The sequence below is a fragment of the Trinickia symbiotica genome, from assembly GCF_002934455.1.
GTDB lineage: Bacteria > Pseudomonadota > Gammaproteobacteria > Burkholderiales > Burkholderiaceae > Trinickia > Trinickia symbiotica.
The window spans coordinates 53,245-72,738 of sequence record NZ_PTIR01000027.1 but is presented as its reverse complement, the minus strand read 5'-3'; the positions used below and the strand labels follow the sequence as shown (position 1 = coordinate 72,738).

The 19,494-nt window shown below is 60.7% G+C and carries 18 protein-coding genes and 5 pseudogenes; 10 read left to right on the top strand and 13 right to left on the bottom strand.

All coding sequences use genetic code 11. The features are described 5' to 3' along the window. Nucleotides 1-98 precede the first annotated feature (98 nt). The 3 genes and pseudogenes from B0G57_RS32455 to B0G57_RS27635 all read left to right on the top strand — a co-directional run. Nucleotides 99-260, top strand: a pseudogene (locus B0G57_RS32455) (SDR family oxidoreductase); the annotation flags it as partial. 227 nt (nt 261-487) lie between these two features. Beyond that, nucleotides 488-814: a hypothetical protein gene (locus tag B0G57_RS27640; protein WP_018442112.1), complete on the top strand. Its 327-nt coding sequence runs from the start codon at nt 488-490 to the stop codon at nt 812-814. 25 nt (nt 815-839) lie between these two features. Next, nucleotides 840-1,394, top strand: a complete 555-nt coding sequence (locus B0G57_RS27635) for a cob(I)yrinic acid a,c-diamide adenosyltransferase (protein WP_018442111.1) — start codon at nt 840-842, stop codon at nt 1,392-1,394. A 336-nt stretch (nt 1,395-1,730) separates the two neighbouring features. On the opposite strand, the gene B0G57_RS27630 is transcribed toward B0G57_RS27635, so the two are convergent. The 5 genes from B0G57_RS27630 to B0G57_RS27610 form a co-directional block, all read right to left on the bottom strand. Continuing rightward, nucleotides 1,731-2,135, bottom strand: coding sequence for a nuclear transport factor 2 family protein (locus tag B0G57_RS27630; protein ID WP_158256635.1), 405 nt, complete (start codon nt 2,133-2,135; stop codon nt 1,731-1,733). A 94-nt stretch (nt 2,136-2,229) separates the two neighbouring features. Continuing rightward, nucleotides 2,230-3,114, bottom strand: a complete 885-nt coding sequence (locus B0G57_RS27625) for a TIGR03619 family F420-dependent LLM class oxidoreductase (RefSeq protein ID WP_026229937.1) — start codon at nt 3,112-3,114, stop codon at nt 2,230-2,232. A gap of 129 nt (nt 3,115-3,243) precedes the next feature. Further along, nucleotides 3,244-3,771 (bottom strand): SRPBCC family protein, encoded by a 528-nt coding sequence (locus B0G57_RS27620; protein WP_018442107.1) that lies wholly within the window; start codon nt 3,769-3,771, stop codon nt 3,244-3,246. A gap of 119 nt (nt 3,772-3,890) precedes the next feature. Then, on the bottom strand, nt 3,891-4,403 hold the full coding sequence (locus tag B0G57_RS27615) for a nuclear transport factor 2 family protein (RefSeq protein ID WP_020566352.1): 513 nt from the start codon (nt 4,401-4,403) through the stop codon (nt 3,891-3,893). A gap of 86 nt (nt 4,404-4,489) precedes the next feature. Continuing rightward, the gene (locus B0G57_RS27610) at nt 4,490-5,929 is read right to left on the bottom strand and encodes an FAD-dependent oxidoreductase (protein WP_018442105.1); all 1,440 of its coding nucleotides are present in this window, start codon (nt 5,927-5,929) and stop codon (nt 4,490-4,492) included. A gap of 796 nt (nt 5,930-6,725) precedes the next feature. Here B0G57_RS27610 and B0G57_RS27605 point away from each other — a divergent pair. Beyond that, nucleotides 6,726-7,189 (top strand): annotated as a pseudogene (locus B0G57_RS27605) (DUF4400 domain-containing protein); the annotation flags it as partial. Nucleotides 7,190-7,242: 53 nt separating this feature from the next. Beyond that, nucleotides 7,243-7,524: pseudogene (locus tag B0G57_RS32300) on the top strand (SET domain-containing protein); the annotation flags it as partial. A gap of 4 nt (nt 7,525-7,528) precedes the next feature. Here the strand turns inward: B0G57_RS32300 and B0G57_RS32295 are convergent. The 8 genes and pseudogenes from B0G57_RS32295 to B0G57_RS32450 form a co-directional block, all read right to left on the bottom strand. Then, nucleotides 7,529-8,155, bottom strand: a complete 627-nt coding sequence (locus tag B0G57_RS32295) for a type 1 glutamine amidotransferase domain-containing protein (RefSeq protein WP_018442102.1) — start codon at nt 8,153-8,155, stop codon at nt 7,529-7,531. Between the two features lie 201 nt (nt 8,156-8,356). After that, nucleotides 8,357-8,590: a tautomerase family protein gene (locus B0G57_RS27590; protein ID WP_018442101.1), complete on the bottom strand. Its 234-nt coding sequence runs from the start codon at nt 8,588-8,590 to the stop codon at nt 8,357-8,359. Between the two features lie 87 nt (nt 8,591-8,677). Then, on the bottom strand, nt 8,678-9,388 hold the full coding sequence (locus B0G57_RS27585) for an SDR family NAD(P)-dependent oxidoreductase (RefSeq protein WP_018442100.1): 711 nt from the start codon (nt 9,386-9,388) through the stop codon (nt 8,678-8,680). Between the two features lie 261 nt (nt 9,389-9,649). Further along, a complete protein-coding gene (locus B0G57_RS27580) occupies nt 9,650-10,072 on the bottom strand; it encodes a VOC family protein (RefSeq protein ID WP_018442099.1) in 423 nt (140 codons plus the stop codon). Between the two features lie 416 nt (nt 10,073-10,488). After that, on the bottom strand, nt 10,489-10,788 hold the full coding sequence (locus B0G57_RS27575) for an ArsR/SmtB family transcription factor (protein ID WP_018442098.1): 300 nt from the start codon (nt 10,786-10,788) through the stop codon (nt 10,489-10,491). 28 nt (nt 10,789-10,816) lie between these two features. After that, the gene (locus B0G57_RS27570) at nt 10,817-11,323 is read right to left on the bottom strand and encodes a DJ-1/PfpI family protein (protein ID WP_223258770.1); all 507 of its coding nucleotides are present in this window, start codon (nt 11,321-11,323) and stop codon (nt 10,817-10,819) included. Nucleotides 11,324-11,399: 76 nt separating this feature from the next. Continuing rightward, nucleotides 11,400-12,445: pseudogene (locus B0G57_RS31980) on the bottom strand (thiamine pyrophosphate-dependent enzyme); the annotation flags it as partial. A 195-nt stretch (nt 12,446-12,640) separates the two neighbouring features. Beyond that, nucleotides 12,641-12,763: pseudogene (locus tag B0G57_RS32450) on the bottom strand (2-oxoglutarate dehydrogenase E1 subunit family protein); the annotation flags it as partial. Between the two features lie 311 nt (nt 12,764-13,074). On the opposite strand from B0G57_RS32450, the gene B0G57_RS27560 reads away from it, so the two are divergent. The 5 genes from B0G57_RS27560 to B0G57_RS27540 all read left to right on the top strand — a co-directional run bounded on the left by B0G57_RS27560 (nt 13,075) and on the right by B0G57_RS27540 (nt 19,449). Next, nucleotides 13,075-14,040 carry a GlxA family transcriptional regulator gene (locus B0G57_RS27560; protein WP_018442095.1) on the top strand — a complete coding sequence of 322 codons (966 nt, stop codon included), beginning with the start codon at nt 13,075-13,077 and terminating at the stop codon, nt 14,038-14,040. Further along, nucleotides 14,033-14,581 carry a G/U mismatch-specific DNA glycosylase gene (gene mug, locus B0G57_RS27555; protein WP_018442094.1) on the top strand — a complete coding sequence of 183 codons (549 nt, stop codon included), beginning with the start codon at nt 14,033-14,035 and terminating at the stop codon, nt 14,579-14,581. Before B0G57_RS27560 ends, mug begins: the two co-directional genes overlap by 8 nt. A 621-nt stretch (nt 14,582-15,202) precedes the next feature. Further along, nucleotides 15,203-16,828 carry an MFS transporter gene (locus B0G57_RS27550; protein ID WP_026229935.1) on the top strand — a complete coding sequence of 542 codons (1,626 nt, stop codon included), beginning with the start codon at nt 15,203-15,205 and terminating at the stop codon, nt 16,826-16,828. Nucleotides 16,829-16,840: 12 nt separating this feature from the next. After that, complete coding sequence (locus B0G57_RS27545) at nt 16,841-17,929, top strand: HlyD family secretion protein (protein WP_026229934.1); 1,089 nt, start codon at nt 16,841-16,843, stop codon at nt 17,927-17,929. Further along, nucleotides 17,926-19,449 (top strand): efflux transporter outer membrane subunit, encoded by a 1,524-nt coding sequence (locus tag B0G57_RS27540; protein ID WP_102607406.1) that lies wholly within the window; start codon nt 17,926-17,928, stop codon nt 19,447-19,449. The genes B0G57_RS27545 and B0G57_RS27540 overlap by 4 nt, the downstream gene beginning before the upstream one ends. Nucleotides 19,450-19,494: the final 45 nt, after the last annotated feature.

Sequence of the window (19,494 nt, the reverse complement as noted above, 5' to 3'; positions counted from 1 at the left end):
AGCTGCCGGCGCGAAGCCGACGGCGTCAGCCCCGGTAGCAGCATAGGGCGGCAATTTTAGTTGTCGTCGGCGGCGGTTGTAGTTGACGCCAGACAGAGGTGGCCGACGCCATGCCGGTGCATCTCGACGAAATGATGGCGGGTTCGCAGCCGCTACCAATAGCCGGCAAACCACAGGATATCGCCTATGCGGCGACCTACCTCGGTTCAGACGAGGCCAGGTTTGTGACTGGGGCGCAGCTTGCGGTGGATGGCGGCCTCTCGGTCTTCCGACCCGCTGTGCCGAAAGAAAAGATCATGGATTACCTCCAGCGAGCGAAGGTGCAGGCCGAGGAGGATTTGCGATCCATGGGGAAGTCGGCCTAGCGCGTCTTGTTGGATGTCGCTATTCAAATTGCCGGGCGTAGCGCACATGCACTCGCGGCTGATGGCGATATGTGTTGTTGAATCTTACTAATTGCGCGACGAACAGCCCTCCGCGCGGCGAAATGGCGGACATTCTCATGTCGAGACAGCACGTGCGCGATATGAAGCGCGACATCAAGGTTGGAATGGTTTCCGGCCGCGCGCCTGAGGCAGGTGCTGCGGCTCGGACTGCCGCATTGAAGCTATTGGATCGGAGTATAGCCTTCGGTCATTGCCGTCTTGCCGTTATCCGGTTTTTGGTCGCTGCGGAGGTCGGGGCCGGCATTACGCTCGATCGCGTCAGATACTGTGAAGACGCGGTGGTGAAATGTAACGATGCTTCGCTTAGTCAGTCGTTTTCGGCGGCCTTGAAAAGGATTTTCGTTTTTCCCCCGGCAGATACTTTGTGAATGGGAATTGCCTGACGAGGACGATATGGGTAACCGTCTCAGCAAAATTACGACGCGCACAGGTGACGACGGGACTACCGGGCTGGGTGACGGTAGCCGAGTTCGTAAGGACAATGCACGAATCGCGGCGATTGGAGAAGTTGACGAACTGAACTCGCACATTGGCATGTTGCTGTGCGAGGACATGCCAGATGACGTACGGGGAGCGCTCATCGCCATCCAACACGACCTTTTCGATCTGGGTGGTGAGTTGTGCATACCAGGTCACGCCATGATATCGGACGAGCACCTGGCGCGGATCGATGGCTGGTTGTTGCATTACAACGCCACCATTCCCCCGCTACAAGAATTCATTCTCCCGGCAGGTTCCCGGCCCGCAGCGCTTGCGCATGTTTGCCGAACGGTATGTCGGCGAGCGGAGCGTTCGATCGTGGCGCTCGGGCAGGTCGAGCAAATCAATACGGCTCCGCGACGGTACGTAAACCGTCTGTCGGATCTGCTCTTTGTACTGGCGCGTGTGCTAAATCGCACGGACGGAGGCAGCGACGTGCTGTGGCACCATCAGCGGGTGGCTGGCTGAACATAGGCGATTGGCTGCTGGTCGATGTCGGGCAGATCCGCGATGGTGCCTTATTTCAAGGCGATGCTGTATATCGTCGTGCTGCCGACCAGCGCGAGTGGTCGGAGTATTCGCAGTCGAACTGAAGGCATGCACGGAGCGGACCGGAGTTGCGAAGCTGGCAGGAGTGGTTACCTGCGCTGCTGCCGCGAGAAATTGATTATATGCGGCGCTTGATGACTAAGAGTCGGCGAGTGAAGCTGAGGCTTGTCAACTTCAGCGGTCGTAGATGACTTTGCGTACTATCGGCGGGTAGGCAAAGAACTGGATGACTTGCTCCGTGAGCCGCTGTCGTGTTCAGATAAGGTCGGCTGCCCGAAGGGCAGCGGCAGTGTCGCCATAGATCACTTCCAACTTTCGCGTTTTCCCATCGACGATCGTCCATATCTCGACCATCCGAAACGAGATTGTCTTCCCCAATTTTCTGCCGGTGATGGTGAGTTCCCCCACCAAGATCACGTCGTCGCCATCGGCAATCATTTTGTGCTGGGTGAATTTCGGGTTGGAAAAATGCTCCTTCACCAGACCCATGAGCCTTGAAAAACTGTCGATACCCTTATGGACGCCTCCATACGGCAGAGAAGCAGCCTCGTGGATCTCGGTCTCGGCCGTGAAGCTGGCCGTGAAGCCCTGACGGTCTCCGCGCGCGTTGGCCGCGTAAGCGTCTTTAACGATCTGGATATTTTGCTGTTCGACCGACACGCTCACATCCTCCTTTGAACAAGACCACCCGCGAACCGAGGCTTGGCGGGCCGACCACCAGTTATTGATTTATGTCTCGACGTTCTTGCGACGGCTAGCGGAGCTTCGCGATCACGTCGTTGCCGAAGCGATTTATCGCGTCGAGCTTTGCGTCAATCGAAAGTCGGGAAGAGGGTAAGAGCACCACCCCGTAGTCCGTGACCCCAATTTCTTCTAGTCGACGAAAGTGATCGAGGTCCACGCTTCCTTGCCCGCCCGTTTGGAAATCCGACTCCCGCGCATGGATTTGAAAGTCGCCGCCTTCTTTTCCGTACTCGCGCCGAAGGCTGGTCAGCGTTTCGACAGTTTCCTTCATCATGTCGAACTTCATATTGACGGCTGTCCAGCCATCGCCGATCCGAGCCGCTCGCCGCAAAGCGGGCTTGGAATGACCTCCGATCACAACCGGAACGGGCAGAGTGGGCGTAGGATTGATTCTGATCGGACCAAATTTGTTGTGTTTGCCTTCATAGGAGAAGACCTCACCAGTCATAAGGCCGCGCAATATCTCAATCGATTCATCCAATAATTCCCCCCGCGCTTCCCACGGAAGGTTGTTATAGACATAGTCTTCTGCCCAAGGCCCGATGCCAGCTCCATAGATGTAGCGGTTGTTTGAAATCACAGCGAGAGACGCAATCTGCTTGGCTAGAAGGATCGGCTGGCGAGACGCGGTCTTCAGGACGTTCGAAAATAGCTTTATTCGGCTCGTTTGGCCAGCAAGCCAGGCAAGGACGACAAAGGTTTCTACGAACGGCGTATTTTTGATGTAATCTCTAATGACCTTGGTTTCGTTGTAGGGATACGTAGAGTCGGTCTCTTCCGGGTAGAAAATGCTATCCGGTATGGAAAAGATGTCGAAGCCGGCGTTTTCCGCTGCAACGGCCATAACCGGCCAATCTTCATAATCGCCGTGAGTGACTGATAGATTGAAGCGCAATGTTATCTCCTTGTTCGCCTTGAGAATCCGGCTTGAATAGAAGGGTCGCCCCCGACTCGCGTCACGCCAAGTGCGAAGCTCGGCGCCGGTGGGGACGCCGACAGACTCACCAAGCGATATGCTCCAGAGTCACCGGTGATTCACCACTTGTTTATCACCCCGCTGCGCATACTGCTTTTCGAAATGCACATTGAGACCTCGGATCATGGAGTCGTAGACTGCTACGAGCGTTGCACGAAGCTTGTCGATATCGCCGGTCTCCATCACGTCGAAATTCGCTTCGACTGTGATGTGGCAACGATTATTTGGAAGCGGATCGAGAGCCCAATTGGCGATGTAGTTCCTGATGCCGTGCAGGAAGCCATCCACGCAATCGTAATAGAACCTGTAGGCCGTTCGGTCTTCACGCAGCAGCACTTCGCGGTTCACTAGCGGCAGGCCGCTTCCCTCCACATTGGAGCGAGTCATTACGCGAACACGAAACTGTGCGTTCTTTTCGCCCTCGAGATGGACTTTACCGAGCTCCATTCCCTCCTCGGTCACATCGTTGAGAAGCCAATCGAGATTGGCCCAGTCGAGCAGCAAGTCCCAGACATCGTCGATGTTCGCGGAAACCTCGCCCTCGAAGTCAGCTTTTCCCCTCTGCACTTTGCTCATCGGAAACCACTCCAAGGTCTGATTGTCAAACTGTGGCTCGATCGAGTAGGGCGGCTTAGCAGGCACTGACAATTTCCATGGCGCCGCCGCGCGTCACCGGTCTCGAAGATAAGCCGCCGCTAAGCCGCTTTTATGACGCCGCGTTCGTCGACGCCTTTAACTTCCACGTCGCCACGGCCGGCACGGCGGGCGATTTGCTCGAACAAGCGGACATAGCCTGTGCGCGCGATCTTCCATTGGCCGTTCACACAGCGGTAGTCGTCGTAGTAATAGCCGGCGCCGGTGATTTCCTCGCCACCGGTCAGGTTCCTCACCGGGTCAGGTACGGGACCCTTGAAGTGAACGATATCTTGCAGCCGCCAAGTACCCTTGGCGGTGTCCGGACCGGTCAGCTCGATCTCCGGCTGCAGCGCGATGTGACTGCTGTAGACGACCGGAAGGAACCATGCCTTGAGCCTCGCGATGATATTGTCGGGGCCCTCTGCGGTGAACTTTCCTTGGTTGTACCAAACGCTTGCATCATCGGTGAAGCAGCTGCGAAGCAACTCCCAATCTTGGGTATCGACTGCACGCAGGTAGCGGTATTTGGTCTGGCTGATCTCATGCAGCGCAGTAAACTCGTCGAGCGTCATCGTGCGATTCTCCAACTGTTGTAGAGCGTCGGGGGGCCGGGCGAACTGCACACGGACCCCGGGCTAGGTATTCGCAACCGAACTTCCTACGACTCCGGAATCGGGCGCTCTGCTGCGCCGCGCAGACCCTTGGCGTCTCTCGCCGCCGAGGCGCCGGCCAGACGGCCAAAGGTAAGGGCGTTGGCCACGCCGATGCCGCCGCCGACATACCGTCGACCCAGAGTGCACCCCAACACCTCGCCGGCCGCGTAGAGGCCCCGGATGGCTGTCCCGCTTCGGTCGAGCACGCGGCCGTCATTGTCGATGTCGAGGCCGGCATGGCAGGACGTGATCGTGGAAGCGCGCATCTTCACGGCATAGAAGGGACCCCTGCGGATCGGATAGAACTTGCTGGTCGATTTGAGGAAATCCTCGTCCTTCCCCGCATCGGCAAACCGGTTGTAGCGCTCCACGGTTGCAATCAGACCGGCCGCGTTAATATCCGCTCGCTGAGCCAGCTCCTCGAGCGTGTCGGCCATCTTTACCCGTCCTTCCTGGATTTTCCGACGGATCACGCTGACCCTCCAGCCTGCCGGACCCGGATCGTTCACATAGTGCTTGACCACGATGTCTTCCGCGCAAGCCTCGAGAAAGGCTGCGTCGTCGAAGATGACAAAGCAGTGCATGCCGGGCTGGTCGTTGATGAGGTAGCCCGAGATCGCATAGGAGGCGTCCTCCGGCGCGAAGCGTTGGCCGTAGCGATTCACCACCATCGCCCATTCGGGAAAGAAAGCCTCTAAGTCATACGGCGCCAGAGCAGAGTTGGGTGTCAGCAGGCCGTTGTTGATGCCGGTGATCCGCGCGCCAACATCCTCGGCGATCCTGATGCCGTCCCCCACATTGAAGGGTACCTCGTGGTAGATGGAGAAGACACGCTCGCCGTGCGCGGCGGCCGTGGGCCACAAACGTTCGATCATTTGCGGACTGTTCCCGAATCCACCGGTGGTGATTACGACGCTCGGCGCGCGCAGTTCGGTTCCCTCCGCTCGAATGCCGACAACGGCCCCGTCTTCCATAAGTAGCCCGCCGACACGCGAGCCCAGAGCGACCTCGACGCCGAGAGGGCCCGCGTGGTTGATCAGGGACTGGACAATGCCATAACCGCTGTTGATGGACTGATGCCCACGCGGACAGCCGCCGACCCCGGATTCCACGATGAGGTGCGGTGGGAAGTCATTACCCAGCTCGATCAGCCAATCGATGATGGAGGCGCCTTCATAGGCCAAGATACGGGCCAGGGCCGGCCGGATGGACCACTGGTTCAGACTCATCAAGTGGTTGAACATCGCCTCCGGCGTGTCTTCGATCCCAGCAGCGCGCTGCGGGGCAGTTCCAGCAGCATAGACCACACCGCTGGACAGAGCGGTTGCTCCCCCCAGCTTGGTGTCCGCCTCGACCAGCATTACAGAGGCGCCCGCCTTGGCCGCCGCGATAGCCGCTGAGAGGCCCGCGCCACCTCCGCCCACGACGATGACGTCATAGTCCATCCCACACCTTTCCAGTTTTGCTTCGCGCCCCTTTGGTGCCGCGCCGACCGCCGCGGTCACAAGCCGCCAAGTCGGTCAGCAACTCCAAAATCTCGTCGATTGACGCGTCGACGATACCCCGCACCTCGGCGTGGCCTCTCTGAGACTTCCGCATGTGGTTTGCCTCTCTAAAGGAAAACGACGTTGGGCGTCTTCGTCTTCATGCACCTGAGAACTGCCAGCAGGGTACATGTCGGCCGCTGATGGTTCCGATGACGACATCAAGTATGCTAGCAGACGATATTGTGCCAATCAAATCGGGGTATACCAAGAATTCAAGAGAGCTACATTGATCATCCTTGTTTTCACTCGGGAACTGCCGGGCAGGGTACATGTCGATCGACGATGGTGTCAATACTTGCATATGGTATGTATCGATACAATAATTGTAAACACGCTGGAGTGGGCCGGGAATTTAGTCCAGCCGATCACGAGTTGGCGCGCCGCTATCATCATGGCAGCGGCGCTCGACGACGTCGTCCAGCTAGCGCGCGAACCTCACCTCTTCGGCTGTCGCGTCGCACGTGCCCTAGCATCATGCGGGCGCAGATCGCCGATCGGGCGTCCGAGATGAGCGAGATCACCGAAGTCTGCAATGAGCGAAACAAAAGGCGCCCGGTCTCCGAAGGGATCAGGCGCATCGCGTTGAATGTGAGGGAAAAGGAGTTCGACCTTCAAGACTGTGGCGCGACCGCGTCGATGTAGAGGTAACCGGCGTCGGCCCGGATCCGGAGATCGTCGAACACGCGGTCGAAGATCGGACCTCGCGTATTGGAGTTGGTTTGGTCGGACCGGCGTCGCTGCCTCAGCGCGGGCTTGGCAGGCGGTTACGTTGCCAACGCAGGGGCTCGGTTCAATGTGCGACCGGTGTTCTCCGGATCGACGCGTGAGGCACTCATCGTTGCAATGTATGGGATCAAGCTGTTCGGGATTCGCTTTGTGATGGTCATGATGACGATCCCGCAGTTCGTGCTTGCGGTTGCGGTGGCATTCACCGATGGGCTGATGGCGCGACACGCGAGGCGTATGCAGGGCGGGCACGAGTCCGCAACGCGTTACCACCACGCAAAGCACCTGCTGATGTTCGGCGTGATCCCGTTGGGGGCGATCATCTGGCTTGTGGCGCCGGTGCCGCTACCGATCTACCCATTTCTGGCCGGTCTCGTTGATGACGGTGATCGCGGTATGGAACATGGCCAAGTACTTAAGAAATACACCTAGGCTTTAATTTGCCGCCCTATACTGCGACGACAAAAAAGGAGGACGGGCAGCCCATGCAGCGACGTGTGGTGGTTCGGCGCTCGCCTGTGCACGGGCGCGGCGTGTTCGCGTTGCGGGCAGTTGAGCCTGGCGAACAGTTATTCGAGTACAAGGGCGAGGTCATCGCCTGGAGGACAGCCATCAGGCAACACCGGAAGAGTGGTGCTAGTGGGCACACGTATTTCTTCGGCTTGTCCGACGGACGCGTGATCGACGGCGGGCGAGGGGGAAATAGCGCACGGTGGCTGAATCACTCATGCCATGCCAACTGCGAGGCAATCGAGATCGAGGACCGTGTGTTCATCTACGCATCGCTAGCGATCGCGCCGGGCGAGGAACTGTTTCTGGATTACCAGTTGACTGTTGACGATCCGGCGGACGAAGAAACAAGATTGAGCTATGTGTGCCGATGCAACGCCTTGGGATGCCGCGGCACGATGCTGGCTGTCGGGTCGTGAGACGGCAGCCGACGGCGCCGATCCGCGCGCAAAACGACGGATAGACCGACAGCGAGCGGATAGCAGCGACGACGGCACGATCGACGGGCTTGCCGGCAGCGATCGTGCGCTCGATCAGGCCGATGGAGTCCGAGTCTTCAGCGAGATCCCACATCGGGCCGTGGCCGCCGGGGTAGAAGACGGCGTCGAATGCGCCATGGGCGACATCCTTGAGCTTTGCCGTGTTACCCAGATCCGCCAACGCGGCCGGGTCGGCTTCGAAGCGACGTGTCAGGTCGGTCTGAAAGTCCGGCTCGTTGCTCTTCGGATCGAGCGGAGGTTTGCCGCCCTTGGGCGACGCGAGCACGATCTGCACGCCGGCGTCCTTGAACACGTAGTAGGGCGCGGCGAGTTCCTCGAGCCAGAACCCGGTCTTGCGCCCCGTATTGCCCAGCTCGTCGTGCGAAGTCAAAACCATCAGAATCTTCATGACGTTCTCCTTGACTACGTTTACACAACTTCCGGTTGCAGAGAATTCCGGTCAACGCCTCTGGCGTGCCGAGCGATGGCGCGAGCGTGTTCGAAGTCCTTCGTCCGCGTTCATGCGAGGCCTCAGATGAAGATTGATAGCGCCGCGATGCAACCGGTGCATTGGCGCGCGAAAGCCCGCTCTCCAGCGGGCCTCGCGCGCTTACTTGATGAGTCCCTTCTGTCGTCGATAGACGTCGGTAGGCAGGCCGCCCCATCCCCAGTTTTCCGTTGGCACTTCTTCGATGACGACGAAGGTCGCCTCCAGCGGTTTGTTCAGCACGTCGAGCAGGAGCTGGCTCACGCCCTTGATGAGCTGGGCCTTTTCTTCCGCCGTAACGGAATCGGTGCCGGGCCGCGTGCCCTCGCGTGTAACCTGAATTGTGACGATCGGCATTTCGCTTTCCTCGATGGTGATCGTTGCAGGGAGCGCCGGCGACCGGCGCCCCTCATCGGCCCGATGAGGCCCTGTGGCGTGCAAGCCTTAGTGGCCGGCGACCTGGCCGCCGTCAACGTGGAGGATTTCGCCCGTCACGAAGGGCGCCGAGTCGAGATAGAGGATGGCGTTCACGATGTCGCTCATCTCGCCCATGTGTCCCATCGGGTGCAGTGCGCCGAGTGCGGCGTGGGTTTCGGGCGCGTGCATCGGCGACTTGATGATGCCAGGCGATACCGCGTTGGCGCGAATGCCGCGCTTCGCATATTCGATCGCCAGCGAGCGCGTGGCGGCGGCGAGACCGCCCTTGCTCAGCGAGGCCAGCACCGACGGGACGCCGTCGATTGCGTGATCGACGAGCGTCGTCGTGATCGTGAGGACGTGGCCGCTCTCGTGCTTTTCCATCTCCGCAATCGCGAGCTGCGTAATATGGAAGAAACCGTCGATGTTGGTGCCCTTGATCGCCGCGTAGTCTTCCGCGGTGTATTGCGTGAACGGCTTCGCAATGAAAATGCCCGCGTTGTTGATGAGCGTATCGACGCGGCCAAAGCGCGAGACGGCCGTTTCGATGACACGGCGAGCCGTGGCGGCATCGGCGATATCGCCGGCCACTGCGATGAGATCGCTATCGTCAGTCTGTTTGATGTTGCGCGACGTCGCAACCACCTTGTGGCCGAGTGCGCGGAATGCCTTGGCGGCTTCGGCGCCGATGCCTTGCGATGCGCCGGTGATCACGATGACTTTGGGGGCTTGACTCATATGAACCTCGAAGTAAGTTGCACTCTGTTTTTTATCGGGCTTGCTGCTCCGATGGCGACCAATTTACGCATCCATGCCCCCGGTTTGAATACAGGACGCGGACAAACAGTTGTGAGTCGCAGGAACAAATGGGAGCAGGTTGGGCGCTGACGGTGCGCAGCGAAAGAAAGTCATGCGAATGACGCCTATTTCGCTTCGGATAGCTGGCGAAAGCGGTCCGGCCTGACAGCGTGAGTGCTCACACGCGGATCACTGCGAGGCTCAGGAGGCCTGCGAGCGCGGATCGTGGTCGAACTCGAGCCTGATTCCGCCCGGCTCGTACACCATGGTGTGGCGCTTCGGACCCGGGCCGAGGTTTTCGGGCGCAAATTCAATTTGCACGCCGGGCCAAGCGGACACGCGCGAAAAGACGTCGTTGAGCGCTGCTTCGCTGCCTACGCGCAAGGCAAGATGATGCAGGCCCACATGGGTTTTGCGATCGAACTCGACCAGGCGGCTCGGGTCGGTCACTTGCCAGAGGGTCAACATGACGTGTCCGTCCGAAACGAACGCAGCCGGGTAACTGGGTCTTTCCCCAACCTGTTTCCAGCCGAGGCAATCCACGAAGAAGTCACGCGTGAGATTCAGGTCGCGCACAGTCAGCCCGACATGATCGATGCCCAGCGTAAGCGGTTTGTCAGTCATGCTTCGATTCTCCTGAATAAAGCGTGGGTCGATCCCACTTTCCGCACTTCACGGATCCAATCCCTGCTGAACCAATATAGCTGTGAAGATCGGCGTCGACTATCGCTTGCGAGTCGCATCACTTCTTTGCACGGTGTATCGCGTCGTGCGCAAAAGGCGGTTGGGCTCTGCATCGCGGCGCCGGCCCGTCTCATTCACCCGCGGAAACTTCCTTTGCGCGTGCGACTGCGTCACAACGCTCGTCGCAGCGTGTGGCTGCGCGCGATCATAAGGGCAACGCGGGCTAAGGAGGTCTGGCGCCCCGGCAGAGTGCTTGCGCATCCGCGGCAAGCGCTTTGGGCACTGCCTCGCGCAGGTAATCCGTAGATCTGCCTCGCACGCAACCGCAGCGCAAACTCGCGTCACGCCAGACTCTCCTATAAATGCAGGCGAATGTGTTCGGCAAAGGTCCGTATCACTTCCTCGTTGCGTGAAAGAAACATCCATTGTCCGACTCGCGCCGAAACGAGTAGTCCCGCTTCGACCAGAACGGCAAGGTGTGCCGATACGGTGGACTGCGAGAGTCCGCTGCGCGCCTGAATGGCGTGTGCGGGCACGCCGCGGCCCAGATCGACAGGGCCCTCTGGAAAGGCATCGGCGGGGACCTTCAGCCACGCGAGGATCTCGCGCCGCAGTGGATTGGCGAGTGCCTTGTGAATCCGGTTCGCGTCTATCATGGTGTTCCTTGCGCGCGTTCGCCGTGCATCAATGCGGCTGCATCAACAGCGTTCTGGCGATGGTTCCGGCCGCGCTTTCTCCAAGGTCTTCCCGCACGATCGATAGCGCCAGATGAATGCCGGCGCTTGCGCCGCCCGATGAATAGAGGTTGCCATCCTTCAGGCAGCCGGGATTGGACATGACATGCACGCGAGGATGTTCGACCGCGAGGCGGTGGGCGTCGCGCCAATGCGTGGTCAGCCAGCGGCGATCGGCAACGCCCGCGCGCGCCAGCAGAAACGCGCCATTGGAAATGCAGGCCAACCTTTGGGTGCCGGGCCCGGCATCGCCGAGCCACGTGACGAGTTCGCGATGCTCACGCGACGAACTGAGCACGGCAGATCCGGGCACCACGACGACGTCGAATGGCGTGCGCGTTTCGAACAGGCATTCTGTGGTGCCCACCGCCGTGCCATTGGAAGACAGCACGGGCCCCGGCGAAGTCCCGACGAGGTGCGGTTCATAAAACGCTGCCATACAGGCGATTCGCTGCATGAAACACATCCATCGGGCCGCTTACCTCGAGCATTTGAAACCCCGCATAGAGCATCATCGCGATACGCATGCGCCGTTACCCCGTGAACGCCTGCTCGACCAGCGCGGATTGCCGTGCGACGTGCGCCGAATGGTAGCCCGGCGCGGTCGATGCACCCGCGTCAGGACCGGCGTAGGCGAGCTTCGCGCCCGTTGGCGGGAGCTCGCGCAACTGCGGTTCGACGAAGCTCCATGCGCCCTGGTTGCGCGACTCCTCCTGGCACCAGACGATGGTTTTCAGGTTGGGATAGCGCGCGAGTTCGGCGGCCAACTGTTGTGCGGGAAACGGGTACAGCTGTTCGACGCGGATGATCGGCGTGTCGGTCGCGTCCACGCGGCGATGCTCGAGCAATTCGAAGTACACCTTGCCCGTGGCCACGATGACGCGCTCGACGCTGGATGCCCGCGACGCCTCGAGCAGCGCATCCGGCAAAATTTCGCGGAATGCGCCCTCGCCCAATTCGTCGAACGTGCTGACCGCTTCGGGGTGCCGCAACAGGGACTTGGGCGTCATGACGACAAGTGGGCGGCGATCGGAGGCGAGCGCCTGCCTGCGCAGCACATGGAACAGCTGCGCGGGCGTGGTCGGCTGGACGACGCGCATGTTGTCCTGCGCGCTCAGCTGCAGATAACGTTCGAGTCTAGCCGATGCATGCTTGGGTCCCGCGCCTTCCTGCCCGTGAGGAAGGAAGAGCGTCAGGCCGCTGCATTGCCCCCATTTGGCGGCCGCCGCCGCGATGAACTGGTCGATTACCACCTGCGCGCCGTTCGCGAAGTCACCGAATTGCGCTTCCCAGATCACCAGCGCGTCGCGGTTCACCGTCGTGTAGCCGTACTCGAATGCGAGCACCGCCGCTTCGGAGAGGATGGAGTTCGTCACGGCGTGTCCTGTTCCTGGTGCCCGTATTTGCGGAAGCACACGAGATCGATGACCACGCTGCGCTTGAACGCGGTGCGATAGTCGAGGGCAAGGCGCACCGCCATCGCCACGGCTTCAGGGTCGTCGCCATTCACATGCAGGACGGGCGCCTCGATCATCTTCGCGACGTCCGAGGTGTAGAACGACGAACGCGTGTCGCGCGGCGCCATGCCCATCACCACCGCGCGCAGCTTTTTCGAAGCCCCGTAGCGGACGACTTCGTCGAGCATCGGAATCAGCGCTTCGGCGCCTTCGAGCGAGCCTTCTGCCGCCGCAAGCTCGACAAAGCTGGAAATGACGGGAGCGTGCGGCTCGTCGTCGCGATCGCTGCCATCGATAGCGGGCGTTTCGCGCAGTGCATCGAACCACGCCCGCCATTCAGTGGTGACCGCATTCGGGTCAGCCAGGTAAGTTTCATATTGCTCTTCGACGTAAGGGGCGTTGCCCCCGAAAAGGAAAGAGCTCTGACCTTCTTTCAACATGATCAATCTGCCTTCGGTCGGTGTGCGGTCCAACGTCGCGCGCAACACGTGCAGTGATGGCGATAACGCCTTCCGGTCCGCCCGGGTTGTTTGCCCAGCCGCAGTCGTGAACACAGTCTAGTTGTGCGGGGCAGCGGGCGAAATGCGCGCGTGGTGCCGCCGCCTGCCAACTAGTCGACGTTTTGGGCCACACTGCCGATTTGTTACACGGGCGCAAATTACTTTTTCCGGGGACAGACTGCATCCGCTAACGACGATGCGTTAAGCTGCGCCACGGTCCCGGTTGGGACACCACCTCTGAAGGTCACGGCATGAAAGTCGCCATTGTTGTATTCGATGGTGTGCAGGCGCTAGACGTTGCAGGCCCACTCGATGTGTTCGCCGAAGCGAATGCTTTCCTCTCGGAGCATCAACGCTACGAGGTGACGCTCGTCGGTCGCGAGGCGGGCGCCGTGACCTGCTCGAACGGCATGCAACTGGCGGTCTCGCGTGGCTATGCCGACAGCGACGTGCAATGGGACCTGCTGCTCGTAGCCGGCGGCCCGCAGTTGCCCGACGTCCATCCGTCGAACGAGTTTCTGGCCTGGCTGCAAAACCAGGCGCGCAGCGCGAGCCGCTTTGGTTCGGTGTGCAACGGCGCATTCGTGCTCGCACGTGCGGGGCTGCTCGACGGCAAGGAAGTGACGACCCACTGGTCGGATGCCGGCCGGCTGTCCAATGAATTCCCGCACGCCAACGTGCAGCCGGACCGCATTTTCGTTCGCGACGGGCGGCTGTTCACATCGGCAGGCGTGACCGCTGGCATCGATCTCTGCCTGGCGCTCGTTGCGGAAGACTGGGGACACGAACTGGCGGTGCGAGTGGCGAAGCGGCTGGTGGTGTATATCCAGCGCGAAGGCGGGCAGTCTCAGTACAGTCCGTATCTTGGCGCCGGCAAGGACGGAGATCCAATACTCAGCAAGGTGTATCGCTACGTGAGCGAGCATATTACCGAGACGCTTTCGATCGAGGCGCTGGCAAGCGCGGCTGCTGTGAGTCGGCGCACCTTATCGCGCATATTCGCCAAAAATGCCAAGGTGACGCCCTCCGTTTTCGTCGAGCAGGTTCGCGTCGACACGGCGAGGAAACTCTTGGAGGACACGGATGCGCCGCTCAAGACGGTCGCATTCAAATGCGGCTTCCATAGCGCCACGCATATGCGCACGACGTTCTCGCGGCGCCTGAACGTCACGCCAAAACAATATCGTCTGCGATTCCGCGGGGAGGCGAGTGCATAGCGACGATTCCCTGGCGCAACCGGCAAACGCCAATTCCGCGCCATTTCTTCCCGATATCATCGTGCCCGGCTTGTCGGTATTGTTTTGTGGAATCAATCCGGGCATGCGTGCGGCGGCCACGGGGCGTCACTTCGATGGCAGAGGGAACCGCTTCTGGCGTGTGCTCCATCGCGCTGGTTTTACGCCGGAGGAGTTTCGCCCCGAGAACGACCGTGAGTTGCTGCAGCATGGCTTTGGTCTGACCACGGCGGTCTCGCGCGCGACGGCACGCGCGGACGAGTTGTCGAGAGCGGAGATTCAGGCCGCCGCGGCGCAATTCAAGCTGAAGGTTCAACACTACGCGCCGCGGTTTATCGCCTTTCTCGGCAAGATGGCGCTTGCCGAAATGTCCGGCAAGCGGGATATCCAGTGGGGTTTGCAATCCAGCCGGTTCGGCGGCGCGCACGCGTGGGTTCTGCCGAACCCGAGCGGCTTGAATCGCGCATTCAGCCTCGACGCGCTGGTGAGCGCGTACCGCGAACTTCGTATTGCGGCTCAATAGTCATCAGTTGCCGAGTGAATGAATAAGCGGCTGTAGATATGGAGCATGCGCTTCGGAATGCCTCGTGGCGAGTTCGCGATTGCCTTGACATGGGATGCATTCGCCTTCGCTTGTCAATCCGCTCGCACATTGAACATACGTGTTGTTGCGCAGCGTAAAGGCAAAAGCCGTTTGGCGTCTACCATTGCCGGTTCGATTTCAAACCTTCGTGAATCGTGTCTATCGCGATTAACGCGCAGCCTGAATACATACGCCGCGATTCTAAGCATCGTGTGCCATCTGGTATCGCCGTACGACCTCAATTGGCCCAAAAGCGTCCAGAAATGACCCACGCGTAATCAGTCAGGTTTGCGTTGACGCAGCGCATACGCGCCGGGCGGGTCATGAGCGGACGGCCTGGCAAGATTCTCGTACTAGATGGCCCAAAATCAGACCAGGCGAGACTTTAAGAAATTGGGTTCATCTCTGACAATCAAGCGGTCAGTGAACGGCAACAATCCGCGGCAAAACCGATGGTGCGGTCATCGCATCGCGTGAGGATGCAGGGCACTGAAACGACTCACAGTGAACTAGCCACATCAAACAGTACAGCTAACGAAACCAGAGAAGTTGCTGATCGCCATGACAACTGCGAACCCTTTGACGACTGGAACGGAAGCGGCAACGGCCCCACAGGCGCTGGAGCCACGCCCCGTGCGCGAAGCCGCGGCCCCGGCGCAGCCTGCCCCCGCGCAAGTGGCGTTCACAGGACGCATTGTGGTGGGCCTGCTCGGCATGTTGTTCGCTTCGTTGCTGGCCATCCTCAACGAACAGGTGACTGCGGCAGCGATGGCCGATATCCAGGGCGCGTTCCTGATCGGGCATGACGACGGGACGTGGCTCACCTCGCTCTTCGAAGCCGCCAACGTCGCGACGATGGTATTCGCCCCCTGGTTCGGCATCACCTTTACGCTCAAGCGCTTCACGATCGGCGCCGTGCTCGCCGCGATGTTGTTCGGATTGTTGTGCCCATTTGCGCCGAATCTGCCGACGCTTTACGTCTTGCGTATCTTCCAGGGAATCGCGGGCGGATGTCTGCCCCCCATGCTGATCATCGTGGCGCTGCGTTATCTGCCGCCGAAATTCAAGCTGTACGGGCTCGCTGGTTATGCGCTTACGGCGACTTTCGGGCCGGCGCTCGGCACACCGCTCGCCGCGTTGTGGACGGAGTTCGTGAGCTGGCGCATGGCGTTCTGGCAAATCATTCCGCTCGGCGTGCTGTGCTGTATCGCGATTCAGCAGGGCCTGCCCGCCGATCCGGTCAAGCTCGAGCGCTTTCGTACGTTCAACTGGATCGGTTTGATTACGGGCTTCCCCGCGTTTGCCATGCTCGTGACCGGGCTGTTGCAAGGCGACCGGCTCGACTGGTTCGAATCGGACTTTATCTGTTTGATGTTTGGTGGCGGCGCTCTGCTGCTCGTGGTCTTCCTCGTCAACGAGTGGCTTCAGCCCGTGCCTTTTTTCAAGCTCCAGTTACTCGAGCGCAGGAATTTCACGCACGGACTGTCGACGTTGCTCGGCACCGTGATTCTGCTGGTGGGCGTCGCCGCAATACCCGGGCAGTTTCTCGCCAAAGTTCACGCATACCGGCCGCTGCAGACGGCGCCGCTCTCGCTGTTGCTCGCCATTCCGCTGCTGATTACGCTCCCCTTGACGGCGGCTCTGTTGAATACGCGGCGCGCCGATCATCGCTGGGTGATCGCAATCGGTCTGTCGCTCATGTTCACGACGTGCGCACTCGGCAGCTTCATGACGTCAGAGTGGATTCGCGACAACTTCTATGGGCTTCAGGCGTTGCAGATCATCGCGCAGCCCCTGGTGATCATGTCGATCCTCATGGGCGTCACGACAGGTTTGCCGCCAACGGAAGGCCCGTTCGCTTCGGCCATGTTCAATACGGTCAAGACGTTCGCCGCCGCCATCGCGACGGGCCTGATCGAGGGTGTAGGCACTGCGCGCGAACATTTCCATTCGAGCATGCTCGTCGACCAGTTGGGCAACCGCGCGCTGGTGGCGGGCCCTGGACTCGACTACCCCTATGCGCTCGGGCAACTCGCGCATCGTATTCACGAGCAGGCCGTCGTGCTGACTTCCGCCGATCTCTACCGGGTGATGGCGTGCGTTGCGCTCGTTCCGCTTCTTCTTGTTCCGGTGCTGCCGGTGCGAATCTATCCGCCGTGGAGCACTACGCCGCCCGCTTCAAAATGAGGTACGTTTTCCATGTCATCGACCAAACCCAACCCCGCACCGTCCAGTCTGAAATGGCTTCGTATTGCATCAGTCTTCGTCGTAGCCGGCGTCGCTGTGTGGGGCGACATGAAACTCCTGTCCCACTCCAGTTCGGAATCCACGAACGACGCCTACGTCACCGCGGATTTTACGTTGGTCGCGCCGCGCGTCGCGGGCCAGATCACGGACGTACTGGTGAACGATAACGAGGACGTGAAGGCGGGCCAGCTGCTGGTGCGCATCGATGACCGCGACTATCGCGCCGCGTTGATGAGCGCCGAGGCGGAGGTGGCGGGCGCGAAGGCGTCGGTTGAGAATTTCGACGCGCAGATCGCGCGTCAGCCCTCGCTCGTCAATCAGGCGCGCGCCACGCTGCGCTCCGACGAGGCGTCGATCGGCTTCGCGCGGGCCAACGCTGCGCGCTACCAGAATCTCTCGACGGCCGGAGCGGGAACCGCGCAGGAGCAACAACAGGCTTCGAGCACGCTCGCCGAGCAGCTTGCGCAGCAGTCGCACGACCAGGCGGTGCTGACGGCCACGGAGCAGAATCTGGACGTTCTGCGCACTGAGCGCGACAAGGCTGCTGGCGCACTTCAGCACGCTGAAGCGGTGCTCGAACAGGCGAAGCTCAACCTCTCCTATACGGAAATTCGCGCCCCCGTCGACGGCAAGGTGGGACGCCGCTCGGCGCGGGTCGGCGCCTTCGTGACGCCCGGCGCCCCCGTGCTGGCAATCGTGCCGCTTTCGGATGCATATGTCGTCGCGAACTTCCAGGAGAGCCAGATCACCAATATGCGGCCCGGCGAAAGCGTGCGCGTGACGGTCGACAGCCTGCCCGGCTTCGTGATTCATGGCCGCATCGACAGTCTCGCGCCGGCAACCGGCGTGAGCTTCGCGCCGATCGCACCCGACAACGCAACGGGCAACTTTACGAAGGTGGTGCAGCGCGTGCCCGTCAAGATCACGATCGATCGCGGGCAGCCTGCTGCAGCGGCATTGAGTGTCGGACTTTCGGTGGAAGCGGAAGTTGCCGTTGGCCGGGGCGCAGAAGCGACGGCAGAGGGAGCGGAAAGAAAATGAACACGAGCAAATCTTCTATCCGCGCGATGCTCCTCGCGGTTCTCGCATGTCTCGCAATGGCTGCTTGCACGGTCGGTCCGAACTTCGAACCTCCAAAGTCGCCAACACCTGAGGTCTTCAACCGCACACAAACGGCACAGGCGCCGAGCAAAGCTGTCAAAGGCCAGTTTGGTCCAGAATGGTGGACGCTATTCAATGATCCGGTGTTGAACGGACTGGAAAAGCAGTTGGCCGACGCGAACCTCGATGTGGCAGCGGCCTCCGCGCGCCTGCTGCAAAGCCGGGCCGCGCGCCGCGTAGCGGGCGCAGCCGAGTATCCGACGCTCGACGGCGCCGCATCGTACAACCGCGAACGCGGCAGTGAAAACGGCATTCTCTCGCTTCTTGGCGTGACGCCCACGCAGAGTCAGCCGCAGTCGGCTTCCGGCAGCGCGCCGCTCGGCGTGGCGGCGATGCCGGGCTCCAAGGGCTCACCCGCCTATAACCTATACCAGGCCGGCTTCGACGCGTCATGGGAGGTCGATATCTGGGGCCGCGTGCGACGCAGCGTGGAAGCGGCGACAGCGCTTTCGGCAGCCTCATATGAGGACCGGAACGCGGTCTTGCTGAGCGCGCGCGCGGAGCTTGCGCGAGACTATATCGAGCTGCGCGACACGCAGGAACTCCTGCAGATCGCGCATCAAAACCTGGACATCGCCAACGACGCGCTGAAGCTCACGCAGGTGCGTGCGCATGAGGGCGTCACGACGGATCTCGATGTTTCGAACGCTTCAGCGCAGGTGGAAAATATCGAAAGCCGGATTCCCACACTGGAATCGCATTCCGAAACGACCATCAATGCCATCGGCCTGCTGCTCGGCGAGGAACCGGGCGCGCTGCGTCAGACGCTTGCTGCGACGCAGGAGGTGCCCGCACTGCCGGGGCAGGTGCCGATCGGCTTTCCTTCCGAACTCGTGCAGCGCCGGCCGGATATCCGCAAAGCGGAAGCCGAACTGCACGCGGCGACGGCGTCGATTGGCGTGGCGAAGGCCGATTTTTATCCGCGCATCATGCTTAACGGAAGCGCGGGCTTTCAGAGTCTTCAGCTTTCGAATCTGGCCAGTTGGGCGTCCGGGCAGTTCGTCATTGGCCCTTCCATTACGTTTCCCATCTTCGAAGGCGGTCGGCTGAAAGGCACGCTCCAGCTGCGCGAGGCGCAACAGCAGGAAGCCGCGATTGCCTACAAGGAGACGGTGCTGCGCGCGTGGCAGGAGGTGGACGACGCGCTCGTCACCTACGACGCCGAACAGCGCCGCCGCGACCGGCTGGCCCAGGCCGTGACCATGAACGAGCGCGCGCTCTCGGTCGCGCGGGAGCGGTACAAGGCCGGCGCGCTCGATTATCTCGACGTATTGAACGTGCAGAAGCAGTTGCTCGAAGCGCAGAGCAATCTCGAGCAAAGCAGAGCTACGGCGGCCACGAATCTCATTACGCTTTGTAAAGCGCTCGGAGGAGGATGGGAGTCGACATATGGCGGGTAATCCATTTGATGTGCGTGCAATTCGGACTCTCTTCTATCCGCGGGC

Coding starts and splice junctions, on each gene's coding strand:
- B0G57_RS27640 (WP_018442112.1), top strand. CDS start 488: ATGGCGGACATTCTCATGTCGAGACAGCACGTGCGCGATATGAAGCGC.
- B0G57_RS27635 (WP_018442111.1), top strand. CDS start 840: ATGGGTAACCGTCTCAGCAAAATTACGACGCGCACAGGTGACGACGGG.
- B0G57_RS27620 (WP_018442107.1), bottom strand. CDS start 3,771: ATGAGCAAAGTGCAGAGGGGAAAAGCTGACTTCGAGGGCGAGGTTTCC.
- B0G57_RS27615 (WP_020566352.1), bottom strand. CDS start 4,403: ATGACGCTCGACGAGTTTACTGCGCTGCATGAGATCAGCCAGACCAAA.
- B0G57_RS27610 (WP_018442105.1), bottom strand. CDS start 5,929: ATGGACTATGACGTCATCGTCGTGGGCGGAGGTGGCGCGGGCCTCTCA.
- B0G57_RS32295 (WP_018442102.1), bottom strand. CDS start 8,155: ATGAAGATTCTGATGGTTTTGACTTCGCACGACGAGCTGGGCAATACG.
- B0G57_RS27590 (WP_018442101.1), bottom strand. CDS start 8,590: ATGCCGATCGTCACAATTCAGGTTACACGCGAGGGCACGCGGCCCGGC.
- B0G57_RS27585 (WP_018442100.1), bottom strand. CDS start 9,388: ATGAGTCAAGCCCCCAAAGTCATCGTGATCACCGGCGCATCGCAAGGC.
- B0G57_RS27580 (WP_018442099.1), bottom strand. CDS start 10,072: ATGACTGACAAACCGCTTACGCTGGGCATCGATCATGTCGGGCTGACT.
- B0G57_RS27575 (WP_018442098.1), bottom strand. CDS start 10,788: ATGATAGACGCGAACCGGATTCACAAGGCACTCGCCAATCCACTGCGG.
- B0G57_RS27570 (WP_223258770.1), bottom strand. CDS start 11,323: ATGCAGCGAATCGCCTGTATGGCAGCGTTTTATGAACCGCACCTCGTC.
- B0G57_RS27560 (WP_018442095.1), top strand. CDS start 13,075: ATGAAAGTCGCCATTGTTGTATTCGATGGTGTGCAGGCGCTAGACGTT.
- B0G57_RS27550 (WP_026229935.1), top strand. CDS start 15,203: ATGACAACTGCGAACCCTTTGACGACTGGAACGGAAGCGGCAACGGCC.
- B0G57_RS27545 (WP_026229934.1), top strand. CDS start 16,841: ATGTCATCGACCAAACCCAACCCCGCACCGTCCAGTCTGAAATGGCTT.
- B0G57_RS27540 (WP_102607406.1), top strand. CDS start 17,926: ATGAACACGAGCAAATCTTCTATCCGCGCGATGCTCCTCGCGGTTCTC.